Annotated in this window: 12 protein-coding genes; 6 read left to right on the forward strand and 6 right to left on the reverse strand. The window is 62.2% G+C overall.

What is annotated here, in order from left to right; translation table 11 throughout:
• The first annotated feature begins 11 nt into the window (after positions 1 to 11).
• Positions 12 to 3,530 (forward strand): PAS domain-containing hybrid sensor histidine kinase/response regulator, encoded by a 3,519-nt coding sequence (locus HK439_RS12245; protein ID WP_190291862.1) that lies wholly within the window; start codon positions 12 to 14, stop codon positions 3,528 to 3,530.
• A gap of 35 nt (positions 3,531 to 3,565) precedes the next feature.
• Here HK439_RS12245 and HK439_RS12250 read toward each other — a convergent pair whose 3' ends face one another.
• Complete coding sequence (locus HK439_RS12250) at positions 3,566 to 4,252, reverse strand: response regulator (RefSeq protein ID WP_190291793.1); 687 nt, start codon at positions 4,250 to 4,252, stop codon at positions 3,566 to 3,568.
• Between the two features lie 615 nt (positions 4,253 to 4,867).
• On the opposite strand from HK439_RS12250, the gene HK439_RS12255 reads away from it, so the two are divergent.
• Positions 4,868 to 5,014 (forward strand): hypothetical protein, encoded by a 147-nt coding sequence (locus tag HK439_RS12255; RefSeq protein ID WP_190291794.1) that lies wholly within the window; start codon positions 4,868 to 4,870, stop codon positions 5,012 to 5,014.
• Between the two features lie 527 nt (positions 5,015 to 5,541).
• Positions 5,542 to 6,414 (forward strand): acyl-CoA thioesterase, encoded by an 873-nt coding sequence (locus tag HK439_RS12260; protein WP_190291795.1) that lies wholly within the window; start codon positions 5,542 to 5,544, stop codon positions 6,412 to 6,414.
• A gap of 64 nt (positions 6,415 to 6,478) precedes the next feature.
• Here the strand turns inward: HK439_RS12260 and HK439_RS12265 are convergent, their stop codons facing one another.
• Positions 6,479 to 7,141, reverse strand: a complete 663-nt coding sequence (locus HK439_RS12265) for a hypothetical protein (RefSeq protein WP_190291796.1) — start codon at positions 7,139 to 7,141, stop codon at positions 6,479 to 6,481.
• 155 nt (positions 7,142 to 7,296) lie between these two features.
• The gene (locus HK439_RS12270; RefSeq protein WP_190291797.1) at positions 7,297 to 7,917 is read right to left on the reverse strand and encodes a 2-hydroxychromene-2-carboxylate isomerase; all 621 of its coding nucleotides are present in this window, start codon (positions 7,915 to 7,917) and stop codon (positions 7,297 to 7,299) included.
• Between the two features lie 289 nt (positions 7,918 to 8,206).
• Between HK439_RS12270 and HK439_RS12275 the strand changes: the two genes are divergently transcribed.
• Positions 8,207 to 10,255, forward strand: coding sequence for a DEAD/DEAH box helicase (locus HK439_RS12275; RefSeq protein WP_190291798.1), 2,049 nt, complete (start codon positions 8,207 to 8,209; stop codon positions 10,253 to 10,255).
• 249 nt (positions 10,256 to 10,504) lie between these two features.
• On the opposite strand, the gene HK439_RS12280 is transcribed toward HK439_RS12275, so the two are convergent.
• Positions 10,505 to 10,930 carry a DUF4440 domain-containing protein gene (locus HK439_RS12280; RefSeq protein ID WP_190291799.1) on the reverse strand — a complete coding sequence of 142 codons (426 nt, stop codon included), beginning with the start codon at positions 10,928 to 10,930 and terminating at the stop codon, positions 10,505 to 10,507.
• A 188-nt stretch (positions 10,931 to 11,118) separates the two neighbouring features.
• Positions 11,119 to 11,730, reverse strand: coding sequence for an SH3 domain-containing protein (locus HK439_RS12285; protein ID WP_190291800.1), 612 nt, complete (start codon positions 11,728 to 11,730; stop codon positions 11,119 to 11,121).
• A gap of 136 nt (positions 11,731 to 11,866) precedes the next feature.
• On the opposite strand from HK439_RS12285, the gene HK439_RS12290 reads away from it, so the two are divergent.
• Positions 11,867 to 14,374 carry a ligase-associated DNA damage response DEXH box helicase gene (locus HK439_RS12290; RefSeq protein WP_190291801.1) on the forward strand — a complete coding sequence of 836 codons (2,508 nt, stop codon included), beginning with the start codon at positions 11,867 to 11,869 and terminating at the stop codon, positions 14,372 to 14,374.
• A complete protein-coding gene (gene pdeM / locus HK439_RS12295; RefSeq protein ID WP_190291802.1) occupies positions 14,371 to 15,108 on the forward strand; it encodes a ligase-associated DNA damage response endonuclease PdeM in 738 nt (245 codons plus the stop codon). The genes HK439_RS12290 and pdeM overlap by 4 nt, the downstream gene beginning before the upstream one ends.
• Here the strand turns inward: pdeM and HK439_RS12300 are convergent.
• Complete coding sequence (locus tag HK439_RS12300; protein WP_190291803.1) at positions 15,072 to 15,458, reverse strand: hypothetical protein; 387 nt, start codon at positions 15,456 to 15,458, stop codon at positions 15,072 to 15,074. The two genes, pdeM and HK439_RS12300, sit on opposite strands and share 37 nt — an antisense overlap.
• Positions 15,459 to 15,492 lie beyond the last annotated feature (34 nt).

Here is a 15,492-nt window from a genome sequence, read left to right on the forward strand (position 1 = left end):
GACTTGAAATGATGAATGAAGGTTGGGTCGTGATACTGGTTGCAGTGGGGTATATTCTCCTGCTGTTTGCCATTGCCAGCTACGGGGACCGGATGCCGCGCCGCGTCATCCCCGGGCGGGGACGGCCGTTGATCTATGCGCTTTCGCTTTCGGTCTACTGTACATCCTGGACATTTTACGGCTCTGTCGGCGGTGCGAGCCGTAACGGCATCGAATTCCTGACGATCTATATCGGCCCGTTGCTTGTTTTCGGCCTCGGCTACACGCTCCTGCGCCGGATCATCCGCATCGCAAAGACGGAAAGCATCACCTCGATCGCGGATTTCATCGGCGCCCGCTACGGCAAGAGCCAGTCTGTCGCCGCCGTCGCCACCATCATCGCCGTGATCGGGATCATCCCCTACATTGCATTGCAGCTGAAAGCGGTCTCGCTTTCCATCACCACCATGGTCGGCCCGCTCATTACGCCGACTGAAGGCTATTTTCCCGTCTTCGACGACATCACCTTGCTGATCGCCATCGGCATGGCCGTTTTCACATGGCTGTTCGGCACCCGGCATATCGATGCGACCGAACACCAGGAAGGCCTGATGCTGGCCATCGCATCGGAAGCGATCGTCAAGCTGGTCGCTTTCCTTGCTCTCGGCATCTGGGTGACCTTTACCCTCTACGACGGTCCCATCGACCTGGTGCGCGCCATCTCCGGGGCGCCCGAAGTGGCTGCCGTCTTCGATCAGCCTCTCAACCATGAAAACTGGCTGGTCATGACGGTGCTGTCGTCCTTCGCCGTTGTCATGCTGCCGCGCCAGTTCCACGTGATGGTGACGGAAAACAATTCCGAGGGAGAGTTGCGCCGGGCCGTCTGGCTGTTTCCGTTCTATCTGATCCTGATCAACCTGTTTGTGGTCCCGATTGCCGCTGCCGGCCTGCTGCGCTTCGGTCAGGACGTCAATCCGGACACCTTCGTGCTGGCGCTCCCCCTCGATGCCGGTGAGCACTGGCTGGCGATGTTCGCCTTTATCGGCGGGCTTTCTGCGGCAACAGCGATGGTGATCGTGGCAACCGTCGCGCTTGCGATCATGATCTGCAATGACATCGTCGTGCCGCTGATCCTCCGCAGGCGCAGCGAAGAGGAACTGCTCGCCGGCGGCCGTGACATGAGCCGCCATCTGCTGAGCATCCGGCGCATGGCGATTTTCGGCATTCTGCTGCTTGCCTACGCCTATTACCGGGCGGCCGGCGACACGGCGGCGCTGGTCTCCATCGGCCTCTTGTCGTTTGCCGCCATAGCCCAGTTCGCACCCGCCTTCATCGGCGCCCTGGTCTGGCGCAGGGCAACGGCCCGCGGGGCGATCGCCGGAATGGTTGCGGGTTTCGCCTTCTGGTTCTACACGCTGCTTCTGCCCACTTTCGCAAAATCCGGCATCGTCTCCTCGACCATTCTGGACACCGGCCCGCTCGGCCTGGCCTTCCTGAAGCCGCAGTCGCTTCTCGGAATTCAGATGGATCCCTTCATTCACGGAACCATGTGGAGCCTGCTGATCAACGTCCTGTTCTTCGTGGCGGGTTCCCTGACACGGGCCCCGGAGCCGGCGGAAAAGCTGCAGGCCAATATCTTCGTGCCGGACGAGATCGCCCCGGCTCCAAGCCTCAGGCTCTGGCGCACCTCGGTCACGGCCGGTGACCTGACGGCGACGCTTGCGCGTTATCTCGGCGAGGAGCGGGCCAACCGCTCGTTCAACCGCTATGCGCAGGAGCGCGGCAGCGTTCTGGATCCGAATGCTCCGGCGGACGCCAGCCTGCTCAGGTTTTCAGAACAGCTGCTGGCCAGCGCCATCGGCGCGGCCTCCTCCCGCCTCGTCCTGTCCTTGATGCTCAAGCGCCATGACCCTTCCACGAAGGGAGCGGTCAAGCTGCTCGACGACGCCTCGGCCGCGATCCAGTACAACCGGGACCTTCTGCAGACCGCGCTCGACCAGGTTCGCCAGGGCATCGGCGTGTTCGACCGGGACCTGCGCCTGATCTGCTGGAACCGGCAGTTCCGCGATCTCCTCGAACTGCCGACCGAATACGGCCAGGTCGGCACGACGCTCGACGCCATTGTCCGCTACAATGCCAAGCGCGGCGAAATCGGAGACGGGCCGGTAGAGGCCGTCGTATCGGAACGCCTGGAAAAGCTGGTCGTCGCGCAGGAAACCCATCAGGAGCGCCTTGCCTCTTCGGGCACGGTTCTCGAGGTCCGGATCAGTCCGATGCCCGACGGCGGTATCGTGATCACCTATACGGACATCACCGAGCGCGTGCTCGCCGAAGACGCGCTCGCCCGCGCCAACGAAACCCTTGAACGGCGGGTTCGGGAACGCACCGAAGAACTGACCCATGTGAATGACCGCCTGCGGGAAGCGACCCATGCCGCGGAAGAGGCAAACATCGGCAAGACGCGCTTTCTCGCTGCCGCTGGCCACGACATTCTGCAGCCGCTGAATGCGGCCCGGCTTTATTCATCGGTCCTCGTGGAAAAGCTGAAGGACGGCGAAACCGGAACGCTGGTGCGCAATGTGGAAGGCGCGCTTGAATCGGTCGAGGACATCATCAGCGCGGTGCTGGATATTTCCCGCCTCGATACCGGCGCCCTGAAACCGGAACTGACGGTCTTCCGCCTCGACGTTCTTTTCCGCGCTCTGGAAACCGAATTCGAACCGGTGGCACGGGAAAGAAACCTCGAACTGACGTTCGTGCCGACTTCTGTTTCGGTGCGCTCGGACCGCAGGCTGTTGCGCCGCCTGCTTCAGAACCTGGTGTCGAACGCGCTCAAATACACGACAAAAGGCCGCGTCCTTGTCGGCTGCAGGCGCAAGAACGGTAAGGTGGTCATCGAAGTTCATGACACCGGCATGGGGGTTCCGGGAACCAAGCAGAAGGTGATCTTCCAGGAATTCCATCGCCTCGACGACGGCATGCGGGTCGCCAAGGGGCTCGGGCTGGGTCTTTCCATCGTCGAACGTATCGCCCATGTCCTGGAGCATCCGGTCGATCTGCGGTCCGCTGTGGGCAAGGGATCCTGCTTTGCCGTCACGCTGCCGACCGCAGCTGCCGTTCCGCTCGAAACGCCCTTGCAGAGCACTGCGCCCGCGAAAGGACAACTCGACGGGCTATGCGTGCTGGCGATCGACAACGAACCGGACATCCTGAGCGGCATGCGTCATCTGCTGGAAAACTGGAACTGCAAGGTCATCACTGCGCGCGACGACGCGGAAGCCATTGAAAGGCTGCTGGAAACCGGCGATACCCCGGATATCATCGTGATCGATTATCATCTTGACGACGGGAACGGCATCGATGCGGTCGTTCGTCTCAGGTGGAAATTCGGCGCCGGCATCCCGGCCCTGCTGGTGACCGCCGACCGGAGCCGGGCGGTCCGGGCCGCAGCCGCGGCCAAGAACATCGAGATGTTCAACAAGCCGATCAAGCCTGCGGCGCTGCGGGCCCATCTGGCCCGCTGCCGCGCGGAGCATGTTGCCGCCGAATAGCGGCCGACCCCACCCCGCCTCAGGCTATAGTGCCGTTATCCGGAAGATGCAGCGGAATTATCCGTTTCCTGTCCCATCTGCCACTGCCCGGCCTCGATCTTGGAAGCCGCGATCACTGCCTGGGTGCGGCTTTCGACGCCGAGCTTCTGCAGAATTGCGGACACGTGGGCTTTCACCGTCGCCTCGGAGACGGACAGTTCATAGGCGATCTGCTTGTTCAGCAATCCTTCCGACAGCATCATCAGAACCCGGACCTGCTGCGGCGTCAGGGTCGCCAGACGCTGGACCAGATCGCCGGCGCCGTCATCGGCCCCGAGATCCACGTCGGGCGGTGTCCACATGTTCCCGGCCATGACGGAGGAAATCGCCTCACGGATCACCTCGATCCCATGGGACTTGGGAATGAAGCCGGAAGCGCCGAATTCGACACACCGGCGAATGGCCTGCGCTTCCTCGTTGGCCGAGACGATCACGACGGGAACGCCGGCATATTGGGCCCGCAGGTACATCAGTCCGGAAAAGCCGCGCATACCCGGCATGGTCAGGTCGAGCAGGATCAGATCGACGTCGCCGTCTTCCTCCAGGCGGGCCGTCACATCTTCCAGGGTACCGGCTTCGTCGATACGCGCATCCGGATATTGCGTTTCAAGCGTCTGTCTCAATGCCCCCCGAAACAGCGGATGGTCGTCAGCGATAATAAATCGATATGCTGTATCCGGCACGCTTGGTTTCCTCCCTCGCTCATGCGACTTCCCGACAAGACGGCGCGGGGACCGATTTATCCATCCCCATCCAATAGTGTCTCCCGGCGCATTCCGGTTTGACCTGGCTCAGGTCGTAAACCCCGGCGTCTATGTTTATTATCCTAGTTATCTCTAACAAGTCCCGGAGATTTTGTCCCGAAGCTTGCCTGTTGTGCAGGCTGACCATGTTTGCACTGCAATGTTTTAGAAAGTCAAACCCATATTCGCGTGGACATGACGCACTCTTTTCAAGCAAAAGCAACAAATTCCAAGGATGCGCTGCAGACAAGAATGCCACGGCAACCATCCCTCACCTTGTGAATCCGGGCACATTTCTAGACGCCGTTATTCGGCAACGCACAAACGTTTTCTACGTCACATCGTTGCGAACTCTTATTCGAAAGTCTAATATAGACCAAAGTCTAAGGGTGAGTCGAATTTGCGGTTTCGCGCCCGTCACACGACGGAAACGGCAGGCCGCAAAGGATAAGTGCCTGGAGGATACGATTGCAGGACAAGGCCCCATCGACGCCTGCAAGACGCCACTCTTGCCCTTGCCGAAGGGGTGTTGCGCAAACTTGAAGGAGTGATCGCATGAACGTCTGGAGTTTGGCACTTGCCGTCATGATCGTTGCCGGCGCGGTTGCGGGAAAAATCGTCAACCCCGGCTACGCTGATCATGGACAGACCACGTTGTCCGGAACCCCGATCACCACGCTGCATACGCCCGCCACCCCCTGAGGCGACGCGCCGGGATCGTCGAAAACCCTTGCGGGTATTCAAAAAAATACACGTCGGGCAACCGGTGTGCTGCCGGCGAGTGTTTCGGCATCGCCTCAAGCAGCACAGGTATCGTCCGCCTTTTGCTGAACTGTATCCGCGCCATCGGCCGAGCTGCCGGCAGCGGCCCCGCGGAAGCTGCGCCCCCACCTCCCGGAGGCTGCCCTCCCAGGATTTTTCCGCACAATAACTTTTCACTTCAAACAGAAATCATGCAAAAGAGCGCGACAGTTGCAGGACCTCATCGCAACTACCCGACACACCTATTCTCCGGAAAGCATTGAAAAGAAAAACTACTATAAAATGTAATAATATATGTGCACAACCGACAAAACTTGATTGCTTAACACAACATTAACGATCAAAATTTCTATGCAATTGAAATATTTTGTTTGAAAATTGCCGCAAAGAAAGTATCCCTTTTAGAAATAACAGGCGATCGCGAGTCGCCAGACAAGAATCACGCATTGTGCGAGAAAAGATTTGTAATGAGCACCGAAGAAACCCTGTTTTCATTTGTGAACCGATGGGAGTGCGACGAGAACGACCATCTGAACGTCCAGTTCTATTTCAGCCGTTTTGAGGAAGCCGACAGGCAGTTTCAGCTCATATCCGGCCTCAGCGAAGCGCTGGTCGGCGCCCGCCGCGTCCGGCACGTCCGGTACCACAAGGAACTCAGGACCGGTGATCTCGTCACCGTCCGCTCCGCCATTGCCTTCGACGGCCCTCACATGCTGACGGTCGTGCACGAAATGTACAACACGACAACCGGGGCGCTCGCCGCCACCGCGATCGACGGCTATGAGCCCAATGCCGGTTCCGTCAAGACGCTGCGCAGCCGGTTCAAGGATCACCAGTGCCCGATGATCGACGAGGCCGCGCCGCGAGGCATATCCGCGACGCCGGTCGGCACGCGCTTCACCCTGGACAATATTCTCGCATCAGGGGCGAAGATCTGTTTCCGCGGAACCGTGCTGCCGCGCCATCTCGGAGTAGACGGTCGGGCGGATGACGGCTTTGCCCTGTCCTGCTTTACCGACGGCGTTGCCCATGTCTGGGAGCGGACGCCGATGACCCACGCCTTCATGAGCGAAAACACCTTCGGCCGGGTCGCAGTGGAAATGAAACTGACCTGGGCGAGCCCTCTCAAGGCCGGCGACACTGTGGTCGTGGCAAGCGGGCTGACCTGCAGCAGCGGCAACAAGACCTTCTCCATGCGCCACCATCTGTTTGAGTCGCGCACCAAACGCCTGGCGGCCATCTGCGACGTCGTCGCGCTGGTCATGGATCTCAATGCCAGGACGGCGGTGGAACTGCCCGAAACGGCCATGAAGGATATTTCGCGCATCTCGATGCAGTAGGCAAAGGCAAGTACTCCGCCCGTCAATGATCCGGTTCGTCTCAGGACGCTCCGGAACAGGGACCTCAGTTACTGCCGAATTCGGTTTGCAGGTCCTTCATCAGGCCGAAGAACCGGCGCATCGCCTTTTCGGAAAACTGCATCATGCGTTCGAGTTGCTGCTCGTCCTCATCCGAGAGGCGCGAGGCCGACTTGTCCTTGTCGGCCGGCGGGGTCTTGTCCTCCGCCGTTTGATCCTCTGATGCTTTAGGCGGCTCGGCGGCCTTATCCTGAGCGGTATGCGGTGGTTCGGCAGGTTCCGCCCCGACCTGCGGCGCAGTTTCCTCCGGCCGGGCCGACACCTGGGCCTCAAGGTCGCGAATACGGGCCTTCAGCCGGTCCACTTCCTGAGACAGATCCGCAATCTCGTTCTGATAGGCCTCCTCGGCCAGAGGCGCCGGCATGCAGCGCCAGGCGCCGTTGATCTTGCGGCAGAAGCTCACCGATCCCGCCTGCCGGTCGATTCGGAGAATGTCGCCATTTGCCTCGACCAGGCCGTAGCGCTGGTCAGTCGGAGACTGGTCGTCGGCAAGCTGAGCACCTTCGGCCGCGTTGCCGTCCGGCATAGCGGTTTGTGCAAATCCCGCCGAGGGCGCTGCCGCGAAGGCGGCGGACAGAACCAGGCAAGCGGCTGTCATGCGCATGAATTTCGGCAGGTTTTCCATCGGCTTGCCTTCTTTTCGGATCAACTGCAACACTCCGAGTTTATGAGCCAGCCCGGCTTCGATTGAAGCACCGGGCACTGCGATACTTGCCACAAAGACATGGCCAAAGCGCGACGGAACCGCCCTTTCCGGTAAAAAGGAATTTCCGGATCAGTCCGCCGCTTATCCGCTGGCGCTTCTCAAAGCGGTTTGTACGGCCCTCTTCCGCTTGTCAGCGCATCATCCAGCAGATCCAGCCGGTCCTGACCCCAGAACGGTTCGCCGTTCAACACGTAACACGGCGACCCGATCACGCCCAGCTCAATCGCGTCCGTCTGGTTCTGCTTGTAGATTGCGGTGATATCTTCCGAACGGGCGGCTGCGAGAACGGTTCCTGCATCCTGCTCCAGGTCCGAAAGCAAGTCTCCCAGAACCGCTTCCTCGGCGATATTCTTTTCATCCGCCCAGATCGCCTTGAAGGCCAGACCCGTAAAGTCGAGCGCCGGACCGCCCTGCTCCGCCAGTGCAATCGCACAGCAGTCGCAAAGCCCTGGAGGCGTGGGGAAAAATGCGGGTTTCAGCGTCAGCGGAAGAGCACGCTTTTCACGCCAGCGCTGCATTTCAATGAACCGGTAGGCCTGGCGAGTCGGATGGCGTTTACCCAGAGGCAGGCCGCCCGACGCGTCAAAGACGCCGGACAGATCGACCGGCCGGAGCCGGACCGTTGCCCCGTGCCTGGCCGCGATGTCCCGAAAGGCCTGATGGCCGAGATAGGCCCAGGGCGAGATATGCGTATAGAAATAATCGATTGTTACCGCCATGACTTGAACCCTTCCCCGTTTCCTGTTTGCGCCAGAGCCTGCGCCGGGAGGAGACGCAAATCAACTGGGGTAGCGTTCAAAACAGGTTTAACACTTTCACCTCGAACAGCTTTCAGGGAACAGCTTTCAGGAAACCGAAACAAATTCCGCCGAATTGCCCTTCCTGAGCGGTTTCGGTGGACCTGGCGCACATTCCTCTCTATACAGGCCGCAAAAGCTTGCGCGTTTAACCGACATTTCTCACACTTTATGAGATTGTGGACAGCGCTGTTCCCACTGAAAGAAATGAATGACTGACTTGAATTCCGTCGCACCGGCGCTCGCTGCCGCGTTGGCGAAAAAGGGCTATGACACCCTTACCTCCGTGCAGGAGAGCATCCTCAACGAGGCGCCCGCAGAGGCCGACCTCCTTGTCTCCGCCCAGACCGGTTCCGGCAAGACCGTTGCCTTCGGTCTGGCGCTGGCCCCGACCCTGCTCGGCGATCTGGACCGGCTCGGTCCTGCAGGCGCCCCGATAGCACTCGCCATTGCCCCGACCCGCGAACTGGCGCTGCAGGTGAAGGACGAGCTGACCTGGCTTTATGCGGAAACCGGGGCGCATACCGCCTCCTGTGTCGGCGGCATGGACCCCAGAACCGAACGCCGCGCCCTGGAACGCGGCACCCATATCGTCGTCGGAACGCCGGGCCGCCTGCGCGATCACATCGAGCGCGGCGCGCTGGACCTTTCCGCGATCCGCGCCGTCGTGCTCGACGAGGCGGACGAAATGCTCGACATGGGTTTCCGCGAGGATCTGGAATTCATCCTCGACGCGGCGCCTGAAAGCCGGCGTACGCTGATGTTCTCGGCGACCATGCCGAAGCCGATCGTGGAGCTGGCCCGCCGCTACCAGAAGGATGCGGTCCGGCTGTCGACGGTCAGCCCCCGCGAACAGCACGGCGATATCGATTACATCGCCCATCCGGTCGCGCCCAACGAGCGGGAAAACGCCATCATCAACGTGCTGCGCCTGCACGAGGCGGAAAAGGCGATCCTGTTCTGCGCCACCCGCGAAGCGGTCAAGCGGCTGACCAGCCGGCTGGCGAACCGCGGCTTTTCCATCGTGTCGCTGTCGGGCGAGCTCAGCCAGGAACAGCGCTCCGCCGCGCTTACCGCCATGAAGAACGGCTCGGCCCGGGTCTGCGTGGCGACCGACGTCGCCGCCCGCGGTATCGACCTGCCTCATCTCGACCTGGTCATTCACGCGGACCTGCCGACCGGCAAGGCCGCCCTCTTGCACCGCTCCGGCCGGACCGGCCGCGCCGGGCGCAAGGGCACGTCGGTGCTGATGGTGCCCTACCCGCGCCGCCGCCAGGCGGAACGGGTGCTGCAATATGCCGGCGTCAAGGTGACCTGGAAACCGGCACCGACCGCCGACGATATCCGCGCCAAGGACAAGGAACGGCTTCTTGCCGATCCGGTCCTTTCCGCGGAACTGGAGCCGGAGGAACTGGCCATTGCCCGTGAGCTGCTTGCAGCCCATGACGCCGAGCAGATCGCGAACGCCTTCGTGAAACTCTACCAGTCCCGCCTGCCCGCGCCGGAAGACGTCTCGGCTGCAAGCGAAGACAGTCTCAGGGGCCGCGGTCCCGGCGAAAAGGGCGGACGTGTTGCGGAAATCCGCGGCAAGTTCGAAGACGGCGTCTGGTTCCGCCTGTCGCTGGGGCACAAGCACCGGGCCGATCCGCGCTGGCTTTTACCGATGATCTGCCGCGCCGGCCACGTGACCAAGAAGGAAGTGGGCGCGATCAAGATCTTCCAGAACGAAACCCGGTTCGAGATCGATGGCGCCCATGCCGAACGCTATGCGGAGATCATCCGCCGCGACGGCTCCGGCGAAGACAAGGTCACCATCGCGCTGCTCGACGCGCGTGGCGGCAAGACCCCGCCGCCGCCCTCAGACGACCGTCCGCGCCGGGCACCGCAACGCGACCGCAAGCCGCAAGGCCGCCGCCGCGAGGCGCCCGACTACGAAACCATGGGCCGCGAGGACCGGATCGAGAGCGAAGGCAGAAGCGACAGCCGAAGCAAACGGCCTGCCCGCGACTTTGCGCCGAAGGGCAAAAAGCGCCGCCGGTTCGACGACGGCGAAGAGGCCCCGTTCCATCCGGCCTATGAGCCGCTGGACATGAAGGCGCTCGACCGCGCAGCGGGCGGCGATGAAGCCCCGCGCCGTGAGCGCGACGACCGCCCAGCGCGGAAGCCGGGCAAGGGCAAGAAACCTGTCGACAAGAAAAAGCCGAAGAAAAACAAGCCTTCACGCGCCGCACGCAAGGAAGCTCGGGCGAAACAGGGGTGATGAGGTAAGCGGCGGGGACTTCGCCGCAAACTTTGATGTCATCCCGGCCGAAGCGAAGCTGAGAGCCGGGACCTACTCGTTTCCAGAGCGTCTAAGGCAGGCACAATGGCTTTGCCTTTTGCGTGCTCCTACCCGCTATCCGTAATTACCGAGATGTGGATTAGGCCCCGGCTCAAGGCCGGGGTGACGGTTGGTGGACGAGGCAAGGCCATGCCCGTTCATCGTCCCCGACTGCTTGAAGGCGTTGCCCTACTCGTTCACCACCATGGCGATGGCCCAGTCCTCGCCGTCCTGGATCAGGTGGTAGTGGCAGGTGAATTCAAGCACCGCATCGCCGTCGTCGTTTTCCTGGTGCCAGTCCAGGGTGACGAGGGCGGCCATGCCGCTGATGTGGCTGGACGAGACATGGAAGTCGGAATAGGTCACGCCTTCCTTCTCAAGGGCTGCCAGCAGCGCCTCGATGTTTTCCATGAGCTCGTCTTCGTCGGAGAAGACATGACCCTTCTCGTTCTGCCAGATGACGGCCGGCAAGGCGAAGCAATCGGCAATCCGATCCGCCTCGAAATCGTTGAACCCGGCCTGATAGTCGTCGAAGAGCTGCGCGATCGCCTCGGCAGCTTCCGCTTCCGGATCGGCGCCCGATCCGTTGGCCCCGCGCCCGTTGTCATCGGACATGTCTTGCCCCCTGTGAACCCTGGCCTGCCAGTGCCGTGTCGTCCGGCTTGCCGGCATCCAGTTCCCGCCCGCCGGGGCTTTTGACGGCCCCGACGGCACCTCAGTCTATCATATTGACCGGATGAACCTTTCGTCCATCCGCTTTGCAGCAGGTTTCCAGAGAAGAATAAATCCCGGAGTCGGCCACCCTAGCGAGGGATGTTCTGACAGGACGCGTAGAGGCCGACGAGTTGCCCGCCGTTGGAACACAGGATCCCGCCCCATTGAAAGCCACGCTGACCATTGTCGAGCACCACCTCGAACCAGTCGTAGCCGTCAAAGCTCACGCCGGTATTTGACAGAATGGTCAGGTAGGTGCCTTCCTCCAGGCTGCCGATCTGCGGGTAACTGGTGCCGGGCCCGGCGCGCAACCGGCCGCCCAGGGACTGGCCGACATGATTGAGCTGTTCCGGCCCGCCGAGGACCGTCGGCGGTGGTGGCGCCACCGGGGCGCGGGCGGTCGTCACCTGACACGGGAAGGACACGTCGCCGAGCCACAGGGTGCCGCCCTGACCGGTCGTCTGGAACGAGATGCCGGAGTTGCCGCTGACGAAGGCGCCGTTCGGCATCGCCTGGAGCGAGGCGATGTCGTCGGGCCCGGTGTACTGGGCGCGGCCTTCCTCCGGAATGGTCTCGACATAGGCATCGACAGTGCCCGTCCGGCATTTGTAGGTGCGATTTTCCGAGGCCTCAGCGACGGATGCGCCAACGGCAACGCCGGTAAACGCAAGGGCAAAGGTCAGCAGCAAACCGAATCTCACTTTATCCTCCAAACCGAAAATCATTGATCGAAATTCCAGCAGGATCTTACCTGAAGTGAGTTGCCACTGGCCACTGCTGACAGGAACCCTTCACCGGCATCTCGCCTTTCCCGGAGAGCCCCCTTAAAACAGGCACATGGACGCTGCGCTTCTTCCAAAACGTTTTCAGGACTGGTTCGCCACAAGGGGCTGGGCGCCCCGGGCGCATCAGCTGGCGCTGGTGGAGAAGCTTGGCCAGGGCCGTTCCACGCTGCTGATCGCGCCCACCGGGGCCGGCAAGACGCTGGCGGGCTTCCTGCCGAGCCTCGTGGAGCTGGAAGCGCGGGGAAAGAAGAAACCGGGCTCGGCCGGATCGAAAGGCGTGCATACGCTTTATATCTCGCCGCTGAAGGCCTTGGCCGTCGATATCGCGCGCAATCTGGAAGCACCGGTTTCGGAAATGGGTCTCGACATCCGGATCGAGACCCGCACCGGCGATACGCCCTCCCACAAGCGCCAGCGGCAGAAACTCAATCCGCCTGACATGCTCCTGACCACGCCGGAGCAGATCGCCCTGCTTTTGTCGGACCCGGCATCGGAAAAGCTGTTTTCGTCGCTGAAGACCGTCATCCTCGACGAGCTGCATGCGCTGGTGACCTCCAAGCGCGGCGACCTTCTGGCGCTGGGTCTTGCCCGGCTGCGCTGTCTCGCTCCGGGCCTGAGGACCATCGGTCTGTCGGCGACCGTGGCGGAGCCCGATGACCTCAGGGCCTATCTGGTCGGCCAGCCCGATCCCGAAGCCCGCGCCCTGTCCGACATGGTCGAGGTTGCCGGTGGAGCGGAACCGGATATCTCCATCCTAGCCTCGGAGGAACGGGTGCCCTGGTCCGGCCATTCGGCGCGCTATGCGCTTGATGACATGTACCGGCTGATCAAGGGCCACCGGGTGACGCTGCTCTTCGTCAACACCCGCAGCCAGGCGGAGGCGATCTTCCAGGACCTGTGGCGGATCAACGACGACACGCTTCCGATCGCGCTTCACCACGGCTCGCTCGACGTCGGCCAGCGGCGCAAGGTGGAAGCGGCAATGGCGTCGGGCGTGTTGCGCGCCGTCGTCGCCACTTCCTCGCTGGACCTCGGCATCGACTGGGGCGATATCGATCTGGTGGTCAATATCGGCGCGCCGAAGGGCGCGAGCCGTCTGGCCCAGCGGATCGGGCGCGCCAACCACCGCATGGACGAACCGTCCAAGGCCGTCCTCGTGCCGGCCAACCGGTTCGAGGTGCTGGAATGCCAGGCCGCCCTGCAGGCGTCCAAACGAGGCGACCAGGACACGCCGCCGCTGAGGAAAGGCGCGCTCGACGTTCTGGCGCAACACATCCTCGGGCTCGCCTGTTCCGCGCCGCTCGACGCCGACGACACCTTTGCCGAGATCCGTTCCTCGGAAACCTACCGGCATCTGGACCGGGAGAGTTTCGACAAGGTGCTCGATTTCGTCGCCACCGGCGGCTACGCGCTGAAAACCTACGAGCAATACGCCAAGCTGAGAAAGGGCAAGGACGGGCTGTGGCGGATCGCCCATCCCCGGATCGCGCAGCAATACAGATTGAACGTCGGTACCATCGTCGAGGCGCCGATGCTCAAGGTGCGCCTCGTCCGGTCCAAGGCGGACGGACGGCGCACCCCGGTCGGGCGCGGCGGGCGCCTGCTCGGCGAGATCGAGGAATATTTCATCGAGCAGCTGGAGCACGGCGACACCTTCCTGTTCGGCGGCGAGGTGCTGCGCTTCGAGGGACTGCGCGAAAATGAAGCCTATGTGTCGCGGGCGCGATCGGACGACCCGAAAATCCCCGCCTACATGGGCGGCAAGTTTCCGCTGTCCACCTATCTGGCGGAGGGCGTGCGCGCCATGCTGGCGACGCCTGCCACATGGCCGACCCTGCCGGAGCAGGTGCGCGAGTGGCTGGAGCTGCAGAAGCTCAAGTCGAAGCTGCCGGAGCGCAACGGACTGCTGGTGGAAACCTTCCCCCGCAATGACAAGCACTACATGGTCTGCTACCCGTTCGAAGGCCGGCTGGCGCACCAGACGCTCGGCATGCTGCTGACCAGGCGGCTGGAACGGCTCGGCGCCCGGCCCATGGGCTTCGTCGCCAACGACTATGCGCTCGCCGTCTGGGGCCTGGGCGACCTGTCGCTTTATTTTTCCACAGGCAAAATCGACCTGAACGGGCTCTTTGAGGAGGACATTCTGGGCGACGATCTGGATGCGTGGCTGGCGGAATCCAGCCTGATGAAGCGCACGTTCCGCAACTGCGCGGTGATTGCCGGCCTGATCGAGCGCCGGCATCCGGGAAAGGAAAAATCCGGCCGCCAGGTCACGGTCTCCACCGACCTTATTTATGACGTTTTGCGCGCCCATGAACCGGACCACATTCTCCTTAAGGCCACGTGGAACGACGCGGCCGAAGGACTTTTGGATATCTCCCGGCTGAGCCAACTTCTTTCCCGGATCAAGGGTCGAATCACGCATACTCGCCTTAACCGGGTATCGCCGCTTTCGGTCCCGATCCTTCTGGAGATCGGCCGGGAGCCCGTTTACGGCGAAGCCATGGAGAGCATTCTGGAAGACGCAGCCGAAGATCTTGTCCTGGAGGCCCTTGGATGACCGCGCTGAATTCGCATTCGCGCCAATTTGCCATTGCACCTGTGTGTCACGACATCCAGATCAACGGGCAACTGGTCGGTCTGCATGACAGCGGGGCGCTCTGGTGGCCGGAGGAAACCACCCTCATCGTCTCCGACCTGCACCTGGAAAAAGCCTCGTCCTACGCCCGGCGCGGCACCCTGCTGCCGCCCTATGATACGGCGGTCACGCTGGAAAAACTCGCCGCGGTGATCGACGCCTTCGAGCCGACCCGGGTGATCTCGCTCGGCGACAGCTTCCACGACGAGAACGGCTCCGACCGGCTGCCGCCGGCCTACCGGGCCATGCTGACCTCGCTGCAGCTGAACCGGGAATGGATCTGGGTGACGGGCAATCACGATCCGGTCGCCCCGGTGCGCCTGTGCGGCGAGACCGCGGACGAAGTCACCATCGGGCCGCTGACCTTCCGCCACGAGCCGAGCGAGACGATCAGCCCCGCTTTAAGCGCAGGCGAGGTCTGCGGCCATCTGCATCCGGCGGCACGCGTGCGCCGCTTCGGCCGCTCCATCCGCCGCCCCTGTTTCCTGACCAACGGCAGCCGCCTCATCCTGCCCGCCTTCGGCGCGCTCACCGGCGGGCTCAACGTCATGGACCGGGCCTTTTGCAGCTACTTCGAACCCCGCCGCTTCTCCGCCTTCCTGCTCGGCGAAAACCGGCTTTATCCGTTTACTGCGTCCCGGCTGATCGGGGATTGAGAATTCCATAGATAAATCGTTCTGCCCGAAGAGGTCGTTTTTTTGGTGAGCGAAAGCGTTTCGCCCACCAACGGCGCCCGGCCGCTAGCTTGCGCCGTCGCGGTGACCCGCTCGCCGGTGTCCAGTTGCAGGAAAACCCAAACGGCAGGAGACCCGGTTTCATCCAGGTTTCTGGACCATGAGAGCACCGTGCCTTCTGCCGCAGAATAATTCGCAGGCCCCACTCCGCTTTGAAGCGAAAGAAGACCGATCCCGACCACGATAAACCCTACGACGACGACAGCGACGGGGCTGATTTGCGGGATCTTTTCGCGGAGATTGAGGTAGGTCAGGCGCCAGTTTCGAGACATGGCGAAACACTATCCCGACAGGACGGAATACACA

It is taken from the genome of Roseibium aggregatum (assembly GCF_014692675.1).
GTDB classification, from domain to species: Bacteria; Pseudomonadota; Alphaproteobacteria; order Rhizobiales; family Stappiaceae; genus Roseibium; species Roseibium aggregatum_C.